The organism is Aliiglaciecola sp. NS0011-25, from assembly GCF_040370605.1.
GTDB classification, from domain to species: Bacteria; Pseudomonadota; Gammaproteobacteria; order Enterobacterales; family Alteromonadaceae; genus Aliiglaciecola; species Aliiglaciecola lipolytica_A.
Genome location: NZ_BAABWR010000017.1, coordinates 84,786 through 108,542, shown reverse-complemented (window position 1 = coordinate 108,542; position 23,757 = coordinate 84,786). Strand labels below are relative to the sequence as shown.

The 23,757-nt window shown below is 40.6% G+C and carries 19 protein-coding genes; 7 read left to right on the top strand and 12 right to left on the bottom strand.

The window, feature by feature from the left end; translation table 11 throughout:
- Positions 1-266: 266 nt before the first annotated feature.
- The 6 genes from ABWV72_RS15355 to ubiD form a co-directional block, all read right to left on the bottom strand.
- Complete coding sequence (locus ABWV72_RS15355; RefSeq protein WP_216049647.1) at positions 267-1,637, bottom strand: DUF4397 domain-containing protein; 1,371 nt, start codon at positions 1,635-1,637, stop codon at positions 267-269.
- Between the two features lie 283 nt (positions 1,638-1,920).
- Positions 1,921-3,561 carry an AMP-binding protein gene (locus ABWV72_RS15350; RefSeq protein WP_342805024.1) on the bottom strand — a complete coding sequence of 547 codons (1,641 nt, stop codon included), beginning with the start codon at positions 3,559-3,561 and terminating at the stop codon, positions 1,921-1,923.
- Positions 3,562-3,872: 311 nt separating this feature from the next.
- Complete coding sequence (rlmB, locus tag ABWV72_RS15345; protein ID WP_216049645.1) at positions 3,873-4,613, bottom strand: 23S rRNA (guanosine(2251)-2'-O)-methyltransferase RlmB; 741 nt, start codon at positions 4,611-4,613, stop codon at positions 3,873-3,875.
- A 2-nt stretch (positions 4,614-4,615) separates the two neighbouring features.
- Positions 4,616-7,024, bottom strand: coding sequence for a ribonuclease R (rnr, locus tag ABWV72_RS15340; RefSeq protein ID WP_353371578.1), 2,409 nt, complete (start codon positions 7,022-7,024; stop codon positions 4,616-4,618).
- A gap of 102 nt (positions 7,025-7,126) precedes the next feature.
- On the bottom strand, positions 7,127-7,825 hold the full coding sequence (gene fre / locus ABWV72_RS15335) for an NAD(P)H-flavin reductase (RefSeq protein ID WP_216049643.1): 699 nt from the start codon (positions 7,823-7,825) through the stop codon (positions 7,127-7,129).
- A gap of 21 nt (positions 7,826-7,846) precedes the next feature.
- Positions 7,847-9,325, bottom strand: coding sequence for a 4-hydroxy-3-polyprenylbenzoate decarboxylase (gene ubiD / locus ABWV72_RS15330; RefSeq protein ID WP_353371563.1), 1,479 nt, complete (start codon positions 9,323-9,325; stop codon positions 7,847-7,849).
- A gap of 184 nt (positions 9,326-9,509) precedes the next feature.
- Here ubiD and ABWV72_RS15325 point away from each other — a divergent pair, with 184 nt between their 5' ends.
- From ABWV72_RS15325 to ABWV72_RS15315, 3 genes are all read left to right on the top strand, one after another.
- A complete protein-coding gene (locus tag ABWV72_RS15325) occupies positions 9,510-9,983 on the top strand; it encodes a hypothetical protein (RefSeq protein WP_353371561.1) in 474 nt (157 codons plus the stop codon).
- Positions 9,984-10,010: 27 nt separating this feature from the next.
- A complete protein-coding gene (locus ABWV72_RS15320) occupies positions 10,011-10,247 on the top strand; it encodes a TIGR02647 family protein (protein ID WP_216049640.1) in 237 nt (78 codons plus the stop codon).
- Positions 10,248-10,428: 181 nt separating this feature from the next.
- The gene (locus ABWV72_RS15315) at positions 10,429-11,058 is read left to right on the top strand and encodes a tetratricopeptide repeat protein (protein ID WP_216049639.1); all 630 of its coding nucleotides are present in this window, start codon (positions 10,429-10,431) and stop codon (positions 11,056-11,058) included.
- On the opposite strand, the gene ABWV72_RS15310 is transcribed toward ABWV72_RS15315, so the two are convergent.
- On the bottom strand, positions 11,055-11,717 hold the full coding sequence (locus ABWV72_RS15310) for a UPF0149 family protein (protein WP_353371558.1): 663 nt from the start codon (positions 11,715-11,717) through the stop codon (positions 11,055-11,057). The two genes, ABWV72_RS15315 and ABWV72_RS15310, sit on opposite strands and share 4 nt — an antisense overlap.
- A gap of 152 nt (positions 11,718-11,869) precedes the next feature.
- Between ABWV72_RS15310 and ABWV72_RS15305 the strand changes: the two genes are divergently transcribed.
- Together ABWV72_RS15305 and ABWV72_RS15300 are read left to right on the top strand one after the other, a co-directional pair.
- Positions 11,870-14,050 (top strand): TonB-dependent receptor, encoded by a 2,181-nt coding sequence (locus tag ABWV72_RS15305; protein WP_353371556.1) that lies wholly within the window; start codon positions 11,870-11,872, stop codon positions 14,048-14,050.
- 269 nt (positions 14,051-14,319) lie between these two features.
- Positions 14,320-15,516: an Nramp family divalent metal transporter gene (locus ABWV72_RS15300; protein WP_353371554.1), complete on the top strand. Its 1,197-nt coding sequence runs from the start codon at positions 14,320-14,322 to the stop codon at positions 15,514-15,516.
- A gap of 25 nt (positions 15,517-15,541) precedes the next feature.
- On the opposite strand, the gene ABWV72_RS15295 is transcribed toward ABWV72_RS15300, so the two are convergent.
- Positions 15,542-16,669 carry a MalY/PatB family protein gene (locus ABWV72_RS15295; protein WP_353371552.1) on the bottom strand — a complete coding sequence of 376 codons (1,128 nt, stop codon included), beginning with the start codon at positions 16,667-16,669 and terminating at the stop codon, positions 15,542-15,544.
- Between the two features lie 52 nt (positions 16,670-16,721).
- Positions 16,722-17,090: a response regulator gene (locus ABWV72_RS15290; protein ID WP_216049634.1), complete on the bottom strand. Its 369-nt coding sequence runs from the start codon at positions 17,088-17,090 to the stop codon at positions 16,722-16,724.
- A gap of 228 nt (positions 17,091-17,318) precedes the next feature.
- Here ABWV72_RS15290 and ABWV72_RS15285 point away from each other — a divergent pair, with 228 nt between their 5' ends.
- Positions 17,319-17,546, top strand: coding sequence for a YgaP family membrane protein (locus ABWV72_RS15285; RefSeq protein WP_342805031.1), 228 nt, complete (start codon positions 17,319-17,321; stop codon positions 17,544-17,546).
- Here the strand turns inward: ABWV72_RS15285 and ABWV72_RS15280 are convergent, their stop codons facing one another.
- From ABWV72_RS15280 to ABWV72_RS15270, 3 genes are all read right to left on the bottom strand, one after another.
- A complete protein-coding gene (locus ABWV72_RS15280) occupies positions 17,547-19,922 on the bottom strand; it encodes a DNA polymerase II (RefSeq protein WP_353371549.1) in 2,376 nt (791 codons plus the stop codon).
- A gap of 151 nt (positions 19,923-20,073) precedes the next feature.
- Entirely contained in the window at positions 20,074-22,011 is a 1,938-nt protein-coding gene (locus ABWV72_RS15275) for a tetratricopeptide repeat-containing diguanylate cyclase (RefSeq protein WP_353371547.1), read from the bottom strand.
- 85 nt (positions 22,012-22,096) lie between these two features.
- Positions 22,097-22,570, bottom strand: a complete 474-nt coding sequence (locus tag ABWV72_RS15270; protein WP_353371545.1) for a SixA phosphatase family protein — start codon at positions 22,568-22,570, stop codon at positions 22,097-22,099.
- A 321-nt stretch (positions 22,571-22,891) separates the two neighbouring features.
- On the opposite strand from ABWV72_RS15270, the gene ABWV72_RS15265 reads away from it, so the two are divergent.
- A complete protein-coding gene (locus ABWV72_RS15265; protein ID WP_353371543.1) occupies positions 22,892-23,731 on the top strand; it encodes a DUF2797 domain-containing protein in 840 nt (279 codons plus the stop codon).
- The last annotated feature ends 26 nt before the right edge of the window (positions 23,732-23,757 follow it).

The following is a 23,757-nucleotide window of genomic DNA, read 5'->3' as shown; positions in this document are numbered from 1 at the left end:
CACGGGTCGTTTAAGCTACAAAAATTCTAACAAACTAAAAGTTTAATGCTTTTTCGCTTGCTGAAAATTCATACATACCCCTATAAAAAGGGCGCGAAACTATAACAGAAAATAAAGCTGTGTGATAGCGCAATTTCAAAATAATTGTAGAATAAGTGGTAATCAGTAAATATAGATTTACAAAGGAAGGTTTAACAGCTGTGGGGAAATAACTTGTTGGATAAAAAAATCGGCTCTAAGGAGCCGATTTTTACTGAATCAATTGATTAATATAGAAGTGAAATCTTATATCCTGTTGGAGAATCTAACGACTCTTCAATAGTAATTATATAATTTGCTTCTTCATTTAAACCTAGTAGTTCAGTTCTATCCAATAAGATTTGGGTATCTTCATTGTCATCGAATACCGCTACCAATTCATAGAAATCACTTGGCAATGTAACCGATTTAGATTCACCAAAGTCGATACTTGATATTAGGTACTCAGCAGATTCAATGGTTTCGTCTTTACGTACAAAATATAAGTCAACGTCGATGAAATCAGAAACTAAGTTAGCGGCTACCACTTCTTTATCGTAAACCTGAGGTTGATCACTCTCATCGAAAGATAGTGAAGTTAGCTTATCGTTAGCATCTTGATAGATGATGATAGCCTTACTTTCACCTTGGTTTAACGTTACTAAGCGATTGTTAAAGTTAATAGTACCGTCAGTTGTTAGCTCAGCAGATAAACGATAATCACCGAATTCGATATCATTAAAGTCAGTTTTTTCATTTGCATTTACTTGCAAAGGATCAGTTACTTCATTTCCTTCTAAGGTAAATTCAACGGCGCCATTGTCTAGACTGTTGTAAAGACGGTATTGAGCGCTCGCATTAACATCATCAAGGTTCGACACTGTTGAAGAGTTAAGCACTAAATCAATTTCGATATCATCTTGAATCGCACCACTGCTGCTGCGAATGACTAGAACATACTCAGTAGCAAATTGGAATGAAACTGTATTAGACTCAAAAATGACGTCAGTTGAACCAGGTTCAGTTAGGTAAATAGTATAGCTACCTTCGTCGAAGTTTTCGTCATCGTCATCAGGAGCCCAGTAAACCATCTCATCCAAGCTTTCGTAATTTATGGTAGATAACAAGTTAGCTTCACTAAACGGAGAACCTGAATCACTCATATACAAATCGTAGCTGCTTTGGTCAGAAACAACCGAAATAGCAAATAATCTAAAATGGTCATCAAGCTCTTCGCGCTCAAAGCGATATTCATTGAACGTTGGGTCGGTGAAATCACCGGTTAGCATTACCAACGTTTTCTGACCATTTGGTAAATCAATATCGCGAGTCTCAAGAATCACTTCTTGGTCATCTGAATCTGTCCGATAAAACTCAATTTCAGTAAATCCCGTATCGGTCTGGATCATACTAGTGACATCACCGTAAGACGCAGATGCTAGAACTTGCGTTTCTTCAGTGCCGCGCATAGTGGTTAAAGCACTATTTGTGGAACCATTGTAAAATTGAATATAACCAGAAGAACTGAATTCAGTATCATTGTCATCTGAGCTACTGCAGGCTGTTAACCCTGTGGCCAATAACACACCCATCAGGGCAAAACTAACTTTACTTCGCATTAAAACACTTTCCTTAAAAACAAGCGCAAAACCTAATTGCAGGGGATTCTATAACGAAGTTACGATTCATACACTAAATAAAAGTTCAAATCTTTAGATAATCTTTTCAAAAAACTCGTAAACTCCAATAGAAAACAATGGGCAGTGACTTTAAGTATGCCAATAAAAAATGACAACTACCTAATTCAACCGCCCCTACTGAAAATGAAAACTGTTAATTACCGCCCACCATTTCGCTAGTAGTTTATATCCAAATCAGATTAAGTGAGATGGAAATATCCGCCTATGATAACCAAACCACCTTTTCTTTGTAAGGTGCATTAATCACATCTTTGTATTTTTTCTCTAAAACATGCCGTTTTATTTTCAAAGTTGGCGTTAATAAGTCGTTTTCAATCGTCCAATCATCTTCAACAACTACTAATCTATCTAAAACTTGATGACTTTCTAAGTTGGCGTTCACTTTATGTACGGTTTCTTCGAGAGACCTAATCACTTGTTCGGCGCTTTGTTTTCTCGCTATTTCGGAAATAATCAACAATGCGATAGGCTGCTTGAGGTCACTGCCCGTTACACAAACCTGTTCGACTATTTCATTTTCCATGATTAACGATTCAATCGGCACCGGCGTTACGTATTTACCCTTGGCGGTTTTAAAAATATCTTTTAAGCGTCCAGTTATACGAATATACCCTTCATTATCTAATTCGCCTTTATCACCGGTTCGCAAATAACCATCTTCAGTAAAGACTTCGGCAGTTTTTTCAGCCTCTAAATAGTACTCCTTCATATTACAGGGGCCTTTAACTTGAATTTCCCCATCCTCAGCAATACGAATATCGACACCTTCATAGGCTTTACCAATACAACCAATTTTGTCTTCACGGAAAGGCACGCTGCTAGTTCCATAAGCACAGTTTTCTGTCATGCCCCAGCCTTCACAGATTTCTATGCCGATGCGGTGAAACCAGTGGATTGTGGCGGGAGGAATTGGTGCAGACCCGCTGGCGCACAGACGGGCGTTATCTAACCCCAAGCCTTTACGAATTTTCTTAGCGACAATACCTCCAATAATAGGTATCCGTAATAAACGCTCAAGTTTCTTCTGGGGCATTTGCGCCAAAACCCCCATTTGAAAACGAGTCCAGAGTCTTGGAACAGATATAAACAATGTAGGTTGGCAGCGCTGAATATCTGTTTTAAACGTGTCCAACGATTCGATGAAAAATATGTGTAGCCCAGAATATAAACTCGCCATCTCGACTAATATTCTCTCAGTAATATGAGCAAGGGGTAGATAACTTAGAATTCTGTCTTGTTCATTGACACTTAATGCAGATAACGACGATTTCGCAGTCCAGCTAACAGATTCATAGGTTTGTACAACACCTTTAGGCGCACCAGTACTTCCTGATGTATAAATAATGGTCATAACATCTTTCATATCGGGTACGGGATATCCCTCGAACTCACCGCCTGCGGTGAAAGTTTCCCAATCGACGTCACACATGTTCCCAGCATATGGAAAAGCAATACTCTTAATACCATCAGGAATTGCAGCAATTTGCTCCGCCGCATGTTCCAACTTACCCACAAAAACGACTGGGCATTTAGCATGATCTAACACGTAGGATATTGTGTCAGGGCCGGCGGTTGGGAAAATCGGTATTGAAATGTGTCCGGCCATCATTATGGCTAAATCAGTGATGAACCATTCGGCGCAATTTTTTGAAATAAGTCCAATATGGCTGCCTTTTGGTAACCCTAAATTGGTCAAACCTTGCGCCACTTGACGTACTTTTTGATCCACTTGCTGCCAACTATATTCAGTTACTTTGCCATTTTGAGGTTGAGTTAAATATATTTTATTGGGGTGTGATTTTACTTTTTCGTAAAATAATTCTAGAGGCGTTTTAGTGGTCATTTGGATACCTGATTCGTTCCGACTAGGTTAAATTTACTCATTGATTGAATGAATAAACCGTCTAAGTCTTTAAATTAACAAAAAGATAACACTATTAGAACACTGCTTGCGGCTGAATGAACCTTATTTTCGATGAATCAATAATCATTTTTGATGATAGAAAACTATTCAACATATTTTTACTGAAAAATGCAGCGAGTTATTAATGAATTTTAACTTAGTATTAGCGCAGGTAAACAGAGGTTGGGCTGATGGTTTATTCACTGACATTGAAAGCTTGAGGTAAGTGAATAAACCATATTGTAGAATGACTAAACTTGTCTTTGGCGGACTATTTCAAACAAGCAAACCCCAGTTGCAACTGAAACATTCAAACTAGTGACGGTGCCAGCCATTGGCAGTTTGATAAGCTCATCGCAATGTTCTCGGGTTAATCGTCTCATGCCCTTGCCTTCAGCCCCCATGACTAGAGCAATAGGGCCATTAAACGAGCACTCATAAAGGCTCTGTTTTGCTTCGCCTGCAGTGCCAACAATCCATACTCCAGCTTTTTGCAGTTCCCTTAAGGTTCTTGCTAAGTTGGTGACTTGCACTAATGGAATTACGTCAGCAGCTCCGCTGGCAACTTTGCGTACTGTAGGTGTTAATGCCGCTGACTTATCTTTGGGCACCACTAGGGCATGAACGCCAGCTGCCTCTGCAGTACGTAAACAAGCACCTAAATTGTGAGGATCGGTTACTCCGTCAAGGATAAGCAAAAACGGCTTATCATTGCTTTCAACTATCGCCATTAAGTCATTTTCACTGTATTGCTTACCAGGTTTAGCTCGAGCAACGACTCCTTGGTGTTGTTCACCATCCACTTTATCGTCTAAGGTTTTGCGTTGGCAAAATTGCACAGCAATCCCAAAACGTCGAGCTTGATTGATTATGTTGAACAATCGATCATCTTCACGACCTTTGAGCACAAACAACTCTATGAGTCTTTCGGGTTCGCGCTGAACAACTGCTTCTAAAGCGTGAATACCATATAACCACTCTTGCTGAGCCATGCCTATTTATTCCTTTTTGCTGAACGACGTTTAGACTTTGCAGCCTTAGTCGATGATTTATCTGTGGCTCTTCTGCTTGGTTTACCAGCCCCTTTTTTCGCCGCACCTTGTTTGGCCGACTCCTTGGGTTCGCCTTTTGATTGCGTTTTATCGGTCGCCTTTCTAGGCTTGCTTCCGGCAGCTTTGCGAGCTCTGCGGCCCTTAGGTTCATCTAAGATAAAGTCAATTTTTCGTTCATCCAGATTAACCGCTGCCACTTTAACTTTGAGGGGATCACCTAAACGGTAACGTTTACCCATAGCTTCACCAACCAGACATTGTTTCACTTCATCAAAATGATAGTAGTCATTTTCCAATGATGAGATGTGTACCAATCCATCGATATGAAACTCACTCAAGCGCACAAAAAAGCCGAAACCGGTAACAGATGCAATAACGCCTTCAAATACATCGCCTACGTGGTCCAACATGAATTCACATTTTAACCAATCAGCCACGTCTCTTGTCGCATCATCTGCTCGGCGCTCAGTCATTGAACACTGTTCGCCTAGCGCCTCTACCTCTTCTTCGCTGTATGACTTACCACCGGTTTTGCTTTTACGGCTGGCTTGCTTATCAAGAACCGCTTTAATTGCGCGGTGCACCACTAAGTCAGGATAGCGCCGAATTGGCGATGTAAAATGAGCGTAAGCTTCTAAAGCCAATCCAAAGTGACCAATGTTGTCATTGTCATATACCGCTTGCTTCATTGAACGCAACAGCATAGTTTGTATCAACTCTTGATCTGGACGACCTTGTATTTTTCCCACTAAATCGGTGAAATCTTGCGGTTTAGCTTCTTTACCTATGCGATGCTCAATGCCGACTTCTTTCAAATAAGACGTAAAAGAAGTCAATCTGTCTTCATTCGGTTCATCGTGGATTCGATACAATGCTGGCGCTTTATTTTTTTCTAAAAATTGAGCCGCCGACACATTTGCCAAAATCATACATTCTTCAATCAGCTTGTGGGCATCATTGCGCACCACTGGAACAATGTGATCTATTTTCCGTTGTGCATTGAACACAAATTTACTTTCTTGAGTTTCAAACTCAATCGCGCCCCGCTTATTACGTGCTCTTTTCAGCACACGGTACATATCATGCAAATTACGCAAATGGGGAACGTGCTCAATGTAACGTTTATGTAATTCTGGATCGCCGTCTAATATTGCACCCACTTTGGTGTATGTAAGACGAGCCTTAGAATTCATAACGGCTTCATAAAACTGGTAATCTTGCAGCTTTCCGAGCGCACTAATCGTCATTTCACAGACCATGCACAAACGATCAACTTCAGGATTAAGGGAACATAACCCGTTGCTCAATACTTCAGGCAACATAGGAACTACTTGTTCAGGAAAGTAAACTGAATTACCGCGCTGTTGTGCTTCATCATCCAATGCGGTGCCGGTTTTCACATAATAACTGACATCAGCAATAGCAACCCAAAGCTGCCAACCTCCTTCGTCAAGAGGCTCACAAAATACCGCATCATCAAAATCACGCGCGTCTTCACCATCAATAGTAACCAGTGGCAATTGACGCAAATCAATTCGATTTTGCTTTGCTTCTTCAGGAACTTGTTCTTGTAAACTAGCAACTTGTCTACTGACAGCCTTTGGCCATTCATGAGGTATATCAAAAGTGCGCAATGCCATTTCGATTTCCATGCCTGGGGCCATATGCTCGCCAAGCACTTCTAATATCTTGCCAATAGGATTTACGCGTTTGCGGGGACGCTGTATGACTTCCACCACAACAACATTTCCCTGGCGAGCACCATTAACATGCTCAGAAGGGATCATAATTTCATGACCAATACGGCTATCATCAGGGATAACCATGCTTACACCGTGCTCTACAAAGTAACGTCCAACAATTGGTTCGGTGCGTGGCTCGATAATTCTGGCGATTCTAGCTTCTCTGCGTCCACGGTTATCTGTTCCGCTTTCTTTTACTAACACCACATCATCATGAAGCAGAGCTTGCATTTGAGCTTGATGGATAAATAAATCTTTTTCGCCATCATCGCGTTTTAGGAAGCCGAAACCATCTCGATGACCAATAACACGACCTTTAATCAGTTCCATCTTATCAGCCACGCCATACTTTTTCTGGCGATTGAAGACAATTTGACCTTCCCGTTCCATAGCTCTTAGGCGTCGTTGAACACCCACACGGCTATCTTCGTCTGAGGCTTTAACTAATTGGCAAATTTCTAAAAATGTAAGGGGAGTTTTTTGCTCTACCATCACCTGTAGCAAGTATTCTCTACTTGCTACAGGGTTTTCATATTTATCTTTTTCGCGCAGGAAATGAGGATCGTTTTTTTCTAAATTTTGTTTATTTTTTATATTCATATTCGGCATTATAGTCATTGATTGTTACTAAACTATGTTTTTTTGAAATTTTGGGCAAATTTTATTCAAAAGCAGCCAAATAGCCCTGCAATATGTGTTTAGGCATACACTTTAAATAAACTGATAAGCATCTCCAAACAGGTTTTCCAACAATAAGCCTTGTTTTTGGAAATCGTCTCGAGCCACACCGGCCATTTCAAATCGACCTGCAACATACACTTGATAGGGTTCTAAACTGACAAAATCAGCCAATATGGCTTGGTGAACCCAACCGGATTTACCTTGCCAATCTTCATCAGGTGCATCTACTACCGGAATAAATCGAAAATTCGAATGCTCTTTCTCCAGTTCAATCAGCGCTTCGTATTCATACATATCAGCTAACGTCTGAGTTCCCCAGTATAAAAATACAGGTTGCGTATCGGCGATTTTTAATCGTTGTTGGAGAATAGAATATGTATATGAAAACCCCGTTCCGCCAGCTAATAAAATAGTGGGTTTAATATTCTCGTCTCGTAAATATGCTTCACCATGTCCACCAGCGATATCGATTTCACCCTTGGTCTTCATTTTTTCTAACACTTGACCGGCATAATCATTGCCAACACCTGCCCCTATGTGTAACTCGATTTGGTTACTACCATCCGGCGAGTTGGCTATAGAGAAAGGTCGGGAATCGTTTTCACCCATAATAACTTTCACGTATTGTCCGGCTTTAAACGACACTGGACTTGATGCAGCCAACTTTACTCGACTAACAATGTCGGTTAACGGCTCAATTGATTCTACTTTACAACTTATTGGTGACATAAAAACGCTAGCTTCTCTTTATTAATCAGATTTAGGTAACAGCTCTAAGCTGTCCCAGATTTCGTCTACATAGGACTTAACTGAGGCATCCATCTCAATCGGCTCGCCCCATTCTCTATCGGTTTCACCCGGCATTTTATTGGTAGCATCCATTCCCATTTTCGAACCTAATCCTGAAACGGGGGACGCAAAATCAAGATAATCGATTGGCGTATTCTCGATTAACGTTGTATCTCTGGATGGATCCATTCGCGTTGTGATTGCCCAGATAACATCTTTCCAATCTCTGGCGTTCACATCGTCATCGCAAACTATCACAAACTTGGTGTACATGAACTGACGTAAGAATGACCAAACTCCCATCATTACCCGTTTGGCATGACCAGGATATTGTTTTTTCATGGTCACTATTGCTAACCGATAACTACAGCCTTCTGGAGGAAGATAAAAATCAACAATTTCAGGAAATTGCTTTTGTAGAATGGGTACAAACACTTCGTTTAGCGCAACGCCCAATATTGCTGGCTCATCAGGTGGTCTGCCAGTATAAGTTGAATGGTATATGGGATCTTTTCGATGAGTTATATGGGTTATTGTAAAGACCGGAAACTCATCCACTTCATTATAATACCCAGTATGGTCACCATAAGGTCCTTCTGGTGCAGTTTCACCGGGCGCAATGTATCCTTCTAATACAATTTCAGCATTGGCCGGTACCTGAAGGTCATTACTGATAGATTTAACTACTTCGGTTTTATCTCCCCGCAATAAGCCTGCGAATGCGTATTCTGACAGACTGTCTGGAACCGGTGTTACGGCGCCAAGTATGGTTGCTGGATCAGCCCCAAGAGCCACTGATACCGGATAGTTTTCACCGGGATTTTGCTGACAAAACTCTCTAAAGTCCAGGGCACCACCACGGTGGGACAACCAGCGCATTATCACTTTATTTTTGGCTATCACTTGTTGTCGGTAAATGCCTAAATTCTGTCGTTTTTTGTTTGGACCTCGGGTAACAGTTAACCCCCAAGTAATCAAAGGAGCCACATCACCTGGCCAACACCTTTGAATGGGAAATGTCGACAAATCTACATCTTCGCCGGTAATCACCACTTGCTGACAAACGGCTTTACGCACTTCTTTGGCTGGCATATTCAACACTTGCTTGAACACCGGCAGTTTCTCCCACAGATCTTTTAAACCTTTGGGCGGTTCGGGTTCTTTTAAGTAGGCTAATAGTTCTCCAACTTCCCGTAGAGCGCCAACACTTTCTTGGCCCATACCTAAGGCTACACGTTCAGGAGTACCAAAAAGGTTCGCTAAAACAGGAATCGAATAGCCTTTTGGATTCTCAAATAATATAGCGGGTCCACCAGCACGTAACGTACGATCGGCGATTTCGGTCATTTCTAAGTCAGGATCTACCTCAAGGGAAACTCGCTTAAGTTCACCTCTGCTTTCTAACTGCGCTATAAAATCTCGTAAGTCTTTGTATTTCATGTTGAACCGCTATCTATTCAGAACTAATAAGTATAAACCCGTGGGAAGCTTTATACGAGAGATGTGAGAATTTAGTTGTAAAAATAAATTGTTAAATTTTTGTAATTTTATCAATTCAGGGATAATCTAAACACAGGTGATCTTCCATTGTACAAAAGCTATGCAATCGAACATTAGATGCAGTGTGTTATTAATTATCTCGATAATGAGTTTTCACGCGTCAGCAGCGTGTGATAGCCCTGCCCATAGGCAATTTGATTTCTGGCTAGGAACTTGGGACGTATATTCTCCACAACACAAAATTGTTGGAATAAATAAAATCACCTCACAACTAAACGGATGTATTTTAACAGAAGAATACCAAACGCCTTCAGGCTACCAAGGTCAAAGCATCAATATATTTGATGTTAGCAACCAACAATGGCATCAAACTTGGGTAGATAATAGCGGTTTACTTCTGTCTTTGAATGGCAAATTTGACGGGCAATCTATGGTACTTGAAGGTCCGGGAAAAACACCTAAAGGAGAAAATATTGTGCACAGAATTACTTGGACGCCATCAGCCGACAAAAGCGTACGTCAACATTGGGAGTCCAGCCAGAACAATGGCAAAACTTGGACAACCCTGTTTGACGGAAAATATGTAAAACGAAAATAACATTCAACATTATAAGAAGAGTAAATTATGCCTTTTAACAACGAGCTCACCGAAGAACTTAATCTAATCTTAAAATTCCCCAACAAAAGTTTAATGCAAGGACTAAAAATCCATCACGATGCTGAACAGTCAATGGTAGATGCAGCAAAAAGGTTATTTGACAAAGGCGTGGTTAGTCAACCAGATGGCGGCTATCTAACTGATTTAGGACATGATTTAGCAGAACACGCGCAAATTATTCAGTCCGCCCTAACTTCCCGATAGAATTTGTATAAATACGGTAGGCAACGGTTGTATCGACTGTTGTCGCTGTCATCTTGTTGTATTCTAAGGGCAGCTCTTTGGGTGCCCCGTGCCTAAATGTGCTTTTGTATTTAGTATTTTGCGTAAATGTCGATACAATCATTATAGTTGGTTAATTTTTTGACTCTGCGGAAAATTTGATATGCGCCTGTTTAAGTTTACTTCATTTATTACATCATTGGCTTTGTTGTCGTTTAATTTGCACGGTGCAGAACCGATAAAAGCGGTTGAGTTATACACTCAAGATGAATTGATTGGATTGATAAATCGCAATGAACACCTCGACCGTGTGGTGCTCGACAGATGCCAACTTGTGCAAGACATTGAAGCACGCGCGGAAACCCTAAAGATTCCTTCTTTTCAATTTTTGTGGGGCGATATGTTAGCCTGGGGGGTGTGTGTTGATGCAGAACCAACTAGAGGCATTAGTTATATGCAAGAAGCTGCCGATCAGGGACTTCCTGCCGCTTTGGAGCAGTTAGGTCGATACTATTCTGCGGGTAAACTAGTTCAACAAGACAAGCAGCGTGCAGTTATCTATTTACGAGAGGCCGCCGCCCTAGGAAACCTCAAAGCTCAAATTCAACTTGCCGATTTATTCATCGATGGATTTGGCAGCCCTTATGATTATGAAGACGCTTATCATTGGTTGTATAACGCCATCACAAATGACAAGAAAACCCACGCAAGAATTGCCAATTGTATGCATGATTTAGAAAAGTTAATGCATCCAAAGGCCGTCAGAAAAGCTAAACGTCCGTTAGATAGTTAATCTGAGGAAGGCTTCGTAGACTGCACAAAGGTTTCAAATTGGTCGGGTAAAAACTCCGCAAGCTGGCCTGATAAATCCACATAAGTTTTCAAAGCGGCTGGCAAAGATGCGTAAATCTTGGGAAGGTTTTCAAGTAACTTCAGGTTATTCACTCTTTTAGCTTGTTCAAGTGCAATAGGAATATTGGCAAACGAACTAAACATCAATAAACAATGTTTTAAGTCACGCTGGAATACACTCAGCTTTTCTGGTTGTTTTACTTGCACTTGTTGCCAACATCCCTGCCAAACCGATTCCAACTGACTATGCCCAGCCAATAAACCTTGCAGCCATTGGCTAACAGGAATATCTGCGGTTAAGTTATCAGGCAGAGGCTGGCCTTTGCCTGGATAGTCAATATTATTTGTGCGCATCTGCGCTAACTCATGTTGCAATAAAGCCATCAAAACTTCAGCGATATGATCCACTTCCGACTCTGAAACGTCACCGCGCTTCTGCTGAAATGCCCAGCTAAGCCAAACATCAGGCATAGGTATCTCGGGTGCAGAGCTAACAGCAAAGACAATTCCCGTCACATAATGTGGTGAATGTAATAGTGTTGGATACTGCCTGCATATTTTTTCAAGCTGTTGTAAAGCGTCAGGTTTTACGAATGGCAAAACTCATTCCTATTGGCATTTCAGATTTTAGATTCATTTAACATTGAAATTTACTGAAAAAAAACATTGACAAAAAAACCACTTAGAACGTTATAATATATCAATTGATACAGTATAACATTGCATTAACATTCTATATAAAGGAGCTCGTCGTGCTATCGCAACAATACTCTTTACTCACCAGTACCATTATACTAGCACTAAGTGTTTCTAACCAAGTTAACGCGCAAACCAAACCAATTCAAAAAGATGAACAACAAATAGAAAAATTGGTCATTACGTCAAATCCCCTTAATCCTACTGTGCTCGAGTCTGCTACGCCAGTTTCAATTATCGCAGGTGAGGATTTAGAATCGAGAATTGCTCCAACTCTAGGTGAAACATTAAAAAACGTTCCCGGTGTTCATAGCACCTATTTTGGACCGGTTTCAAGTAGCCCCATTATTAGAGGCCTTGATGGCCCAAGAGTTAAAGTTCTACAAAACGGTCTAGATGCGTCAGATGCATCTAGAGTAGGACCAGATCACGTAGTATCCACAGAGTCAGCTAACGCCACTCAAATAGAAGTGTTACGAGGACCTGCAACGCTGTTGTACGGAAGCGGCGCAATTGGTGGTGTGGTAAATATCGTAGACAATCGTTTACCTGTGCAAAGACGAGATGAGATTGAAGGTAAAGTTAGTTACTTACATGACTCTGTTTCGAGTGAAGATTTACTTAATCTGAATGTGGATGGCGGCAATGACACAGTAATGTGGCATTTTGATGCATTTGATAGAGAAACTGAAAACTATTCCATTCCAGGTTCCGCAGATATTGATGGCACCGAAGACAGTGGTAAGTTAGATAATTCGTTTATCGATTCAAACGGTTTTACCGCAGGTTTAGGTTGGGCTTCAGATAATCTCAATGTAGCATTCTCGTTCGGCCAATTAGAAAGTGATTATGGTATACCTGGTCATTCTCATGAAGAAGAGCATGAGGAAGAAGAAGAAGAGCATGAAGAAGAGGAAGTCTTTGCTAGATTAGACCAAGATCGTTACCAAATGTTAGTCGATCTGCATGATCTAGATGGCTTTTTCAGTGAATTTAAATTCCGCAGTGCTTACACCGATTACAGTCATAGTGAAATTGAAGATGGCGCTATAGGTACAACGTTTAATAATGAATCCATCGAGTCCCGTTTGTGGGGAAAACATCGCAGTATCAATGGTTGGGAAGGGGTAATCGGCCTCAATTACACCAACAGTGATTTTTCAGCATTGGGTGATGAAGCTTTTACCCCTGCTTCAGAAAGTGACTCACTTGCGCTCTTTGTGCTTGAAGAGAAACATGTCGATAAATTTTTATGGCAATTGGGTTTCCGTTATGAAAAAAGTGATATTTCTGTAGATAACAGCTTTTTCGAATCAACGGAAGATGAGCACACTGATGAGATTTTCTTTGATGATGCAAGTTATTCTGCATTAAGTTTATCGGCAGGTGTGGTGTGGAGCGTTCAAGACAACGCTACATTGTCATTTAATTATGCTCGTTCTGAAAGAGCACCTTCTGCCGCTGAGATGTATTCAAACGGTCTGCATATCGCAACTAGCACATACGAACTTGGTGCTGGATTTGATATTGAACCCAGTGACGAAGCTGGTGAATACCATATAGTCCAGAACCAACAAGACGCAGAAAAGGAAATATCAAACAACCTAGATCTGACTTATCACACTTCCGGCGACAGCGTAGAGGCGACCTTTAGTATTTTTTACAATCAAATCGACAACTACCTGTTCCAACAAAATACCGGATTAGTATCTGAAGATGGTCATATTCATAGTGAAGAAGAAGGTGACGAAGAGCTTGATGCTGACCATGATCATGAAGATGAAGGTCTGGCAATATATTTATTCCGTCAGCAAGATGCTGAAATTTATGGCTTCGAAGCGGAAATAGACTGGCACATAACTGAGCAAATTCGCTTGGAAACTTTTGCCGATATAACAAAAGCAGAACTCACCAGTGGTGAAAACTTGCCTCGTATTCCACCAGCAAGAATTGGTTTTGGATTGCACTTTGAAAGTGATTATTGGCACGCTGAAGTAGGGGCAACCTACAACGCTAAGCAAACCGATATCGCTGATTATGAAACTGAAACTGCAGGTTATACCTTAGTAAATGCGGCTTATAATTATTACACCGAGGTAGCCGACAATGAATTGGTGTTATTTGTTAGAGGCAATAACCTACTCGATAAAGAAGCTCGGGTTCATGCGTCCTTTATCAAAGATGTCGCCCCTTTACCGGGTCGCTCAGTGGTAGTCGGAGCAAGATTAAACTTCTAAGATAATTCATATTCTAATATAAATGACGTTGCACCAATCACTTGCTGTAACGTCATTTTTCCCACTCAAGTAATCGAACTCCCATACCACCTGTCTTAAAACAATTCATTTAAAAATCAGCACCATCTGCGACACTTTGCATGCCAATGTAGAGCCAAGCAAGTGACAACAATCTTACTCTGCGTTAAGCTGACTTATCACTCATTTCGTCCACCTCAATTACCCAGAAAGTCAGTGTGAACAGGGTTTAAGATAAAATTGGTATCATTATGAAAAAATTCGGCCCTGCGCTGTTGGTAACCGCTGCATTTATTGGTCCTGGAACTGTGACCACTGCCACGCTAGCAGGAGGAAACTTTGGTTTTGCCTTGGTTTGGGCGTTACTGTTCTCAGTTATCGCCACTTTTGTATTACAGGAAATGGCGTCGCGCTTAGGGTTGGTTACAGGTAGTGGCTTAGCTGAAGCTATTAGTCAACAATTCAGTGGTATTAAAAAAATGCTAGCCTGCCTGTTAGTCGTAAGTGCGATAGGTATAGGCAATGCGGCCTATCAAGGTGGCAATTTAACAGGTGCTGCTATAGGTCTATCTGGTTTATCTGGCGGAGAATTAACTCACTGGGTATGGTTACTGGCTGCAATTTCAAGTGGCCTACTGCTAACCGGCCAATACAAGTGGGTAGAAAAGTCGCTGATCACTTTAGTCTTAACCATGTCTACCGTATTTATTGCCACTATGTTTATTGCTGGACCAAGTTTACAAGACATTGTTCGGGGTGCTTTGGCATTTGATTTTCCTGATGGTAGCAGTTTAATGATAATGGCTTTGATAGGGACAACAGTTGTTCCTTATAACCTATTTTTACACGCCAGTATTGTGTCCAAAAACGCCCCTGATAAAGATAATCTAGACTCTGCATTAACAAATAATCGGATTGATAGCACCTTATCCATTGGTTTAGGTGGGTTAATTACACTGTCAATTTTATCCTGTGCAGCAAGTACCTTTTTTGCCACACAAACTCAAGTAGACGCCGCTAACATAGGTCAACAACTGGCCCCCTTATTGGGTAGCTATGCCAATGTTTTCTTCGCAATTGGCTTATTTGCAGCTGGACTCACTAGTGCGATTACCGCCCCTTTAGCCGCAGCTTACGCTGTTAGCGGCGCGCTGGGTTGGAAAACCGAACTTGCCGATAAGCGATTTAAGTGTATTTGGATTACAGTGATGATTGTTGGTGTGCTCTTTGCCAGCATTGGCATAAAACCCTTAGCGGCGATTTTATTTGCGCAAGCGGCTAACGGTTTGCTGTTACCGGTTATTGCCATCTTCTTAATCTGGACTTTAAACAACGAAAAACTAATGGGTCAGCATAAAAACGGAATCTTAGCCAACCTGTTTGGAGGTTTAATAGTCGCATTCGTTTCAGCTTTGGGGCTGTATAAAATAGTCAGTGTTTTTATCTGATATTTTTACGCCCCAGCCGGAGAAATTAAGATTTTAGTCGATTAAATGCTTCTTCAAGCATGCTTTTTGGACAACCGAAGTTAATTCTAACAAATTGTTTATTGCCAAAATCAACGCCTGGTGAGGGTCCTACTCCCTTACTTTCAAAATAAGATTGTGGGTTGTCTAAGCCTAACCCACTGGCATCTATCCAAGCCAAAAAGGTCGCTTCCACTTTTAACAATCTAAGCCCTTCAATTTGCTCTACCTGTTGCTCGACATAGGCTAAATTTGCGCGCAAATAATCGAGTAATTCAGAATGCCATTGGTCGCATAAAGTAAATGCAGCTTCGGTTGCTACCAGTCCCATAACATTTGCCCAAGGGATAAACCCTTGCATACCCGCTACAAATTCAGCGCGTAATTTACTATCAGGAATAATCGCAAACGATGTGCCTAAACCTGCAACATTAAAGGTTTTACTCGCGGCCATCAGCGTAATTGAGTTGTGCTCTAATCCAGCGAAGTTCCCAGCAGGAAAATGCTTTTTCGATTCATCTAGGACTAAATCACAATGAATTTCATCTGAACACAACTTGACGTCATATTTATTGCAAATTTGCGCAATTTTAGTGAGTTCAGCTTCACTCAATACCGAGCCAACAGGATTCATAGGGTTACATATGATAAACAACTTGCACTTAGGATCACTCGCCTGTTCTTCTAATTGCGCAAAATCCAGAGTCCATCGACCGTCAATCTCAACGCTATCGATTTCAATTCTGTTTAGTCCACTAATTCCCGGAGCAGCTCTTAAAGGTGGGTAATTAGGTGTTTGAATCATCACCGAATCCCCCGCCTCACAATAAGCTTTGCACGCTACGTTGAAAGCAGGCACAACACCTGGTGTCCAGACAATCCACTGAGGATCAATTTGCCAATCGTGTTGCTCTTTTAACCAACGCACAACAGCGTCATTTGCCGGCGTATACTGTGCTGGCAAAGTATACCCAAACAAGCCGTGCTCCACACGTTGCGCAAGAGCTGTTTGTATCGCTTTAGGGCTCGCAAATTCAGTATCTGCAACCCACATAGGTAAGATATCTGTCCCTTTGTATTTTTCCCATTTGAATGCGTGAGTAGCGGACCTGTCGATGACATCATCAAACTGCATGATTGTTCCTTTAACAATGTTAATTAGTAAAGCGGATAGTGTAAGAATCTATTTATTTTAGCAATTTCGCTACTCTATCGGTTAAGTCATGATTTTTAAATGGTTTAGCAATAAATTCTGAGGCGCCGGCTTTTTTAGCAGACATAACAAGATCTCTGGTTGCTGTTCCTGTCACCATTAAAAATGGTAAGTCCTGACGTTTCGAACGAACCGTTTTCAACAACGCAATACCATCGTGTTCCGGCATTTGCCAATCACAGATAACTAAATCAATTTTATTCATGTCATTTTTATCTATATAACGCACAGCATCAACGGCACTGTTTATGGTAATAACCTCACCTTCAACAAACTCTTCTAAAATCAGCTGTATTAATTCCAAGGTAATTTGATCATCGTCAATTACAAGTATTCTGTGCATCAATCCAACCTATTCTCATAAAACATATGTCCGCTAATATACTCTGTATGCGCCAATTTTTATATTGTAAAAAAGTCTAACACCGAAACTTTCGTTATCTGTACGACGCTAATGATTCGTCAGCTTCACAAAGCAAATAACTCACAAAGGTGTTGTTAAGTTGATTCAGATCAACATCAATTTATGCCATAAGCCTAAGATAAGTACATCGGATTAGGAGATAGAAAAATGAAACAAAATGTTGGCATATTAGATACAGCAATTCGTTCAATTTTAGCACTTGCATTTTTGGCAATGGCGGTTGAAGGTTTATACGGTACCACAATAAGCATTGTATTAGGTGTAATTGGCGCAGCATTATTTTATACCAGCAGTTTTGGATTTTGCTTACTGTATAAATTACTTGGAATTGATACATACCCTGACTTCAGAGATGACTCTTATCATCCAGAATGATCAAAACAGGCCCAGTTGATCGCTAGTGATGTCTTCAAAGGAGACATTTATGAAAGGTAAAATACCTTCTGCGATGGGCCTAATTTGTTTATCAATGTAATGTTCATAGTCTAAGGCTGAATGAATGTAATCTACAGGCTGAGGACCATCTAAGGTAATCACATAACTTATCCAGCCTTTGTTTTGATAACGAAGTGGTTTGTTGAGCTGTTTGTTTTGCTCATCGGCAATACGGGCAGCTTTTACGTGAGGTGGCACATTTTTCGTGTATTGGACCAAAGGTTGGCGTAGTCGTTTTCGATATACTAGTTGTTCGTCACACTCCCCTGACCTTATTTTTCTTATCACATTAAGCAAGTAAGCACTTACATCCTGATTAGCAAACACCATTCTATACAAGGTTGGTTGAAATTCTTTAGCGAGTTTGGTCCAATCAGAACGAACCGTTTCCAAACCTTTAAATATGAGTTCAGGTTGTTTACCTGAAGCATACTTCAAACCTGCATAGCGCTTTTTGCTGCCCGTTTCAGCGCCCCGAATGGTCGGCATCAAAAAGGTTGAAAATAAGGTTTCAAACTCTATTTCTAGGTGACATGTCAAATCGAGTTGCTGTTGAATTTTTTGTTGCCACATTTGGTTAATCTCTCGCTCAAGAGTCTTTCCTATATCCAACGCTTGTTCTACTCCCTTAGTATTTTCTAGCCAAACGAAAGTAGAGTCAGTATCTCCATAAATGACTTTGTAACCTTTTTCTTCAATCCATGCAGCGGTGGTTTGCATAATTTCATGGCCGCGCATAGTGATTGAACTTGCTAAGCGGGTGTCATAAAAGGGACAGCCACCAGACCCCAGAACACCATAAAACGAATTCATTATGATTTTAATTGCTTGCGAGCGAGCCGTATCCTGTTGACGCTTTGCCTCATCTCTTTGTCGCCACAAGCTGGTAATAATATCGGGAAGAAAGTGTTTATCCCTCGAAAATAAACCGCCACGAAAGCCCGGAATAGCGTTTTCCGGCTCAAGTAACCCCTCCACTAAACCTAGTGGGTCGATTTTGAAAGTGCGGATGATAGAAGGGTAAAGACTCTTGAAATCGAGTACCAATACGTTTTTGTATAAGCCAGGAAATGAGTCCATTACATATCCGCCAGGACTTGCTAACCCGCCATTTGCGGGTCGATTGGGCGATACATACCCAGAACGATGGAGTTTAGGCAGATAGAGATTAATAAAGGCAGCTACAGAACCACCAATTTTATCCAGTTCCAGCCCAGTTAATTGGCTTCGTAACAGTAAATAACTAATTAAGTTGGTATGCTCAAAGATTCTTTCCACTAACACACAATCTTGCAGATTATATTTAGCTAATTTTAGTTTGTTATGATTAAAATCATGGGTAATAGCGGCAACACGATTATCCACATCAGTGGTGTCTTTTCCCTCTCCAAGTAATGCTTGAGCGACATTTTCCAAACTAAAACTATCAAAATGGTAAGTCGCTGTTTTCAAACTATCGATACCATCAATGACCACTCGTCCAGCAATATTCATAAACGCCTGGTTACTATCATTTCGCGACTCACGCCAGTAAACGTCACTTCCATCTCGCCCAAGACGCAATCGCACGTTCAATTTGTTGGCTCTTTGGGTCAACACTTTGAAATCGAAGTTAATGATATTCCAGCCAATAATAAGGTCTGGATCAAAGTGGGTAATAGATAGATTCAATTGTTCAATGAGACGTTTTTCATCCTCAACCCATATCAGCCAATCCTGATTATCTTCCGGCTGCCCGATCATTATGACTTGTTTAAAATCGCCGCTAGATAGTCCAATTGAATATAGTTCGCCGTCCATACTGCACTCAATATCAAGAGACACTAAGGTTAGTTTCGGAATGTAATCAGCGGGTTTGAGGCGAGCATTTTTCAACGAAATATAGCCAGACGTTGCCTTGCTCTGCTCATTTTGAACCTCGCCGGTAAAATAAGCACCAGCACAGATAAAACGCTCCATCATGTATCTATCGGGCAACCTGATGTCATTTTCGAATGCAGTGATTTTTGCGGCGGCAAGAATATCTCTGGCGCGATAAAAAGGCCCAGTAGTTGCAAAATACAGGGCGTTCACAGAAGTTTGTTCGAATGTTTTTAACTTTACTGATTTGAATTCAAGCGCAATCCCCGATTGATTTAACAAAGCCCTAGCGCGCGATACATCGTGATTTGCAATGAACATCACTGGTTTTTGTTGATCAGTAATGATTTTTACTGGTCCTTGTTCGGTGCTCAACCAAAATTCGATACAGGCACAACCATTTCGTTCAACCACTTTACGAGTGAGTATGAACCCTTTCTGCGGGATATGTTGCAATAGCGGAGGCGCTCCGTTGGAATCAAAGGAAAAACCAAATTGTACAGCTTTGAAGAATACCAATCCAGATTAAAAGTCTGCTGGGCAAAAGTGTTTTGGTGAATTGATTCACTACTCTAGATTAGATGTAAAATGCGCTTTTGGTTAATTATTATAATTCTAATTGCAGTAATGATGGATCTTGCTCATCAAAAATCACAACCTTATCTCTCCCCCCTCGTTTCGCTTGATAAAGGGCTTTATCGCATTGCGCCATTAAACACTCTAGTGTCATGCCTTGAGCATATTCGGCTAAACCGGTAGAGATAGATAGACTGAGTCCATTTAGATCAAATGAAATCGGTAGTTGTTTAACCTTATGGGACAAACTTTTAAGGGTTTTTTCAGCATCACCAAGGGATGTATGGGGCAATGCGATCATAAACTCTTCACCGCCAATTCTACCTATTACATCAGTTTGACGGAAAGTATCTAAACATAAGCCACCAAAACTGGTTAACACCTCGTCACCAGCAGCATGACCAAAGGTGTCATTTATTTTTTTAAACAAATCGATATCAACAATGGCCACTGACAATTTAAATTTATGTCGACTGGCCAACTCAATTTGTTGTTGTAGTAACTCAAAAGCATGGCGACGATTGGCCAATCCAGTTAAACCGTCTACATTCGCTAACTTTTCCAATTTGCTTCGATTTTGGATAGTGCGATACACCAATACAATCAATAAACCACATATGATTAAAGTTGCTCCAAATAGCATTAATAACTGTAAATTTTTAGTCTCCACATCGTTGATGCTAATTTGCTGTGTACGGTTTTCTTGTTCTAATAGTTTATTTTCCCGATCCTTAATTTCGATTTCATATTTAGACCGCAAACTGTGTAATTGCTGGGTACTTTGTTGACTCAAAACTCGTTGTTTCCAAGATACTGTTGCTTCTAGCTTTTCGAATGCCTCTGGGTACTTACCTTCTAATGCCAATAGACGGGCATGCATTTCTTCAAGCGAGATATTTTGTACCGGCATATTATCTGGATCGATGTAAGATTTAGCGGCTGCTAAATATTGTTTTCCGTTTTCAATATTCTTTTCTGCTATAGCGACTTTTAACAAAGATAAACTGGTATCTAAAAGCATGTAAATATTTTGACTTTTCTCGAAAATATTGAAGGCCTGTTGTAATTTCGACCTTGCTTCTAAAAAATTATTTTCCATCAAAGAAATACCCGCGATTTCTTTCAACGCATATGCCACTCCCTGCTCATCCCCCACTTGCTCGGCTAGGTCTTGTGATTGTTCTAATTGAGAGCGACCTAGTTCACGGTTACCGACGTTCTTATTCGCTCTGCCCAAACCATATAACGCAATACTCAGCTCCAAATAGTTTTTATTTTGCTGATGAAAGTTTGCGGCTTCTTCAAAAAATGGGATAGAAAGGGCATCTTCCCGTCGATATTCATATACCAAAGCTAAAATGCCAGCAACGTCTCCACGGCTTAGCAGTACAGATTGCGGCGCAAGTTCGTAAGCTCGTTGCAGGTCTACTAATGCGCCTTGATAATCCACTAATGAATTAAAAATTATGCCCCTTACATATAAAGCACTCACTAGCAGATTAACGTCGTTGTTTAATTCGGCCCAAACTAACGCGGCGCTGCTGCCGACTAAACCCTCTTTAGGTCTGCCCACAAAATCCAAAGCCTGTGCTTCGTTGAGCTTCGTCATATGAAATAACCAAGGTTGGGTTTTTGCATCGATAAAGCTAAGGGCGGTTCTAGCGTGTTTTAATGCTTTAGCAGGAAAAGACAACGAGTAGTAAACCATACTCAAAGTAGAATGATGCTGAGCATGCTGCAAACTGTCTTGTCCCACTGATGGCGGGTTTTCAAGCAATTTCTGTAATGTTGCCGCCGGTTCCTTGGCTTTTTGTGAAATCAATTCATTATAGGGCGATTGCCACATACTGATAGGTGCAGCAACTGACGGCAAGCTTGTTAATCCTATCGTGATAAAGGCGACAATAAGTCGCATAAACTGATACAAAAATTTTCCTCTAACCATCACTGATGAAAACTGAGTTTTCATTGTAGTGCATTTTTCATCCAAGAAATTATATTAATTCATACCTTAGCTATGCTTATTAAACGATTCGAAAAACTTTAAAAATAGCTTAAGGCGCTGAGATAAATATACTTTTGGTGTTTACACGATCATCACAGATTTGCAAAATAAACAGTTCACCATATTCACTTTCATCAATTTTAGTAGCAACGCCCCCTAACGCAGAAATTAACTCAGGAGTCGTATTACTGTGACCGACTATCAGCACATTAGTTTGCAGTGCCTTGATACTCTGAGCAAAAGCTGTCAGTTGCTTAGGCGAGTAGAATTGCACACCTAGTCCTGATCGTTTTGAGAAAGGCTGGGCTGTCTGTTTGGTTCGGTGATACTTAGTTGAATAAATGTGTTGAATATTTTTCGGCATTAAATAATCAGCAAGGGCTTCAGCACGAAGCTGGCCTTGTTGAGTCAATCCAGGATCGGTGCCACCAGATTGTTTTTCAAAATGGCGAACCAGATACAAGTCATAACAGTAGCCATTTAGTGGCAATAAAAGTAACACTGCATACAACAATTTTATCATTATGGATCCCGCATCGGTAATTTGCCCAAGTCAAATATATCTCAAATGCTAATCTAAAGTGAAACATAGACGGAAAATGTGCAAAAAGTTTGTTTCCATACAAAATTTACTCTGATTTTTGATATCAAGCAGAGATTCAATTAGCATTCGCAACTTGTACTAGATTATCTTCAAATGGAAACTATCTAGCCTAAAACATGACGGTGCTAATTAAACAACAAAAGAACAACAAAACTTAATTAACTAGTGCCACATCATAATAAGTAGATTCACTATTTTGACGGCGATATATAACGCCCAATAACCTAAGAAGTAACGTTAATGCCCACTTATTCTGGAAATATTCGCAAAATGCGCGGTCAAGCTGAAATTGGCTCTACGGTTGAATATAGTTTACCTATTGGTGATTCGCACATCAGCATGAATCCATTAATTGGAACCGCGCTGAAAGTAAGCTATCAGGGCGTGATTAATTGTGTCCATTGCAATACAAAAACCAAAAAAAGCTTTAATCAAGGCTATTGTTATCACTGTTTAATGAAACTAGCTCAGTGCGATACTTGTATAATCAAACCTGAAACTTGCCATTATGAGCAAGGAACGTGTCGTGAACCCCAATGGGGGGAAGACAACTGCATGAACGATCATTTTGTGTATCTAGCCAATACCGGCACCTTAAAAGTGGGGATTACTAGGCACGTTAGCGATGGTGTTTCAAGCCGCTGGATCGACCAAGGAGCAACTCAAGCAATACCTATTTTACGGGTAAAGAACAGGTTGCTCAGTGGCTTAGTTGAAACGGTAATTAAGCAACATATTGCCGATAAAACGAATTGGCGAGCGATGCTCAAAGAGCACCCTAAAGAAGCTGACTTAATTGCCATGCGAGAACACTTATTTGGTTTAGTGGAAATGGAATTAGATGATATTGGCTCACAATATGGGCTACAAGCAATCAGCCTAATCGATATGCCCGCAATTGACATTCAATACCCTGTGTCTGAGTACCCAAGTAAAATCAAGTCAATCAATTTGGATAAAGAATTCGAGTTTGAAGGTGTGCTAAATGGCATCAAGGGACAATACTGGATGTTAGATAATGATCGGGTGATTAATATGCGTAAATACTCAGGGTACCATTTAGACATTACAACCAACTAAGTTAATTATTTATAGGTTAGTTTTTA